1 protein-coding gene is annotated in these 1,826 nt (G+C 59.5%); it reads left to right on the top strand.

What is annotated here, in order from left to right; translation table 11 throughout:
* Window positions 1-143 precede the first annotated feature (143 nt).
* Complete coding sequence (locus AC1DPR_RS31770) at window positions 144-1,724, top strand: PucR family transcriptional regulator (protein ID WP_477106182.1); 1,581 nt, start codon at window positions 144-146, stop codon at window positions 1,722-1,724.
* The last annotated feature ends 102 nt before the right edge of the window (window positions 1,725-1,826 follow it).

The following is a 1,826-nucleotide window of genomic DNA, read 5'->3' as shown; positions in this document are numbered from 1 at the left end:
GCCGAAGGCCGAAGCAGTCGCTGACGCCGAATTCGACGACATGCGCAGCTTCGCAGACGCGATTTTGGGACGCTAGGAGCGAATTGCCTTTTGCCGCACTCGCGCTATGCTGGCGGGGACTTGACGCGCTACATGGGAGGGTTATGGACATCACGACAGCCCTGGAGTCGACGGTCCTGCGAGGAGCAAGGGTTGTTGCCGGGCATGCAGGAATGGCAAACGAGATTCGGTGGGTCCATATGGTGGATCACCCGGATATCGCTGCATGGGTACAGCGTGGCCAACTGCTTCTATCCACCGGCTATAACTGGCCCAAGGACGAGCGGAAAGCCAACCAGCTCATCAGGGATCTCCACGACCGCGGACTCGCCGGCGTCGTGCTCGCCGTTCCCAATTTTCTTGAGCACTTTCCCGCGGCATCTGCTCTCGCGGCGAATGACGTCGGTCTTCCCCTGCTCGAAATCGACTGGGCCGTTCCGTTCAGCTCGATCACTGAAGAAATCCACTCGAGCATCATTCGCCTTCAAGGCGAGCTCATTGAACGCTCCGACGAGATCCATCGCTCTCTGACGCATGCCGCCGTTGTGGCGAATACGCTTGGGGATCTGGCTCGCGCACTAGGTAAGCTTCTGAACCGCGCGGTGAACTTCATTGACACAGACGGCCTGCTACTTGGCTCCAGTCACGAGACTCGGCCAGAACGTGAGCTTGGCGAGCGAGAGCGGGCGTACTTCCGCCTGCTGAACAACCGGATCATCCTCCGCCAGATCCAGGACAGCATGAGTCCCCTTCTCCTGGATGCAATGCCAGAAGTGGGCGCACCAAAACGACTGGGCTGCCCAATTCGTATCCGCGGAGAGATCGCTGCGTTTATCTTCGTGGATGGCGGCGAAGCACCACTAGGCGAGCTCGACATTCGGGCAACTGAACATGCGTCGATTATTGCGGCCTTGCATCTCGTACATATGAGGGCGTTGCACCTGCAAGAGGAACGGTTGGGCTACGCGCTGGTTGGATCATTGCTCGAGGGAAAATTCGAAGAGACACCCACCGCCTTGGAGCGGGCTCGGCTGAGCGGTTGGGATCCATCAGGCAATTACCGGGTATGCCTCGTGCTGCTGGACGAGCCGCTACCGCTTTCCAAAGAGGGCTTTCTCCGCCGCGAGCGCTGGGTTGAGAGGCTGCGCAGGCACTTGGAGAGCGCAGGGCAACCGCCACTCATACTCGTTTCCCTCAATCAGATCACGTTCCTCATGGCGGCCGAAGTCGAGCCAGAACCGTTGTGGAAGTCACTGGGCAGTCGAGGCGCTGCGCTTGCGGTCAGCCGCGTACACCGCGGAATCGCCGGCATGACACAGGGCGGGCAGGATGTCCAGTCGCTACTTCCATTGCTTCGCCCCGGCAAAGTCCATCACTTTCAGGAAGTCATGTTTCCCAGGGCCCTGATGGGGGATGCGGGCGCCAGGGAGTTGTTCATTCAGAGCAAGATCGGCCCGCTGCTGAATGACAAGAAAGGCGAGGCGCTACTCGAGACCCTGGAAGCACTGTGCGCCGAGGGCTTCCAACTCGCGAATACCGCCAGGCGGCTAGGCGTCCATATCAGCACGCTCCGTTACAGATTGGACCGCATCGAATCCCTTCTCGGTTCCGCCCTCGAGGAACAGGCCAACCGCTTCGAGCTGCAGGTAGCTGTCGCGCTCCACAAGCTCACAAGCGAAGGCTAGGACATTGAGTATCACGATCACACAAGCAGGAGTACATACCCCGATGACACCTTATGAGGCATTCCAGAGCGTCGACATGCGAGTCGGTACCGTGCACAAAGT

This window comes from Rhizobium sp. 01T417 (genome assembly GCF_056398905.1).
Note: the sequence above shows the minus strand (reverse complement) of the source record. Positions and strands in the feature narration are given on the sequence as shown.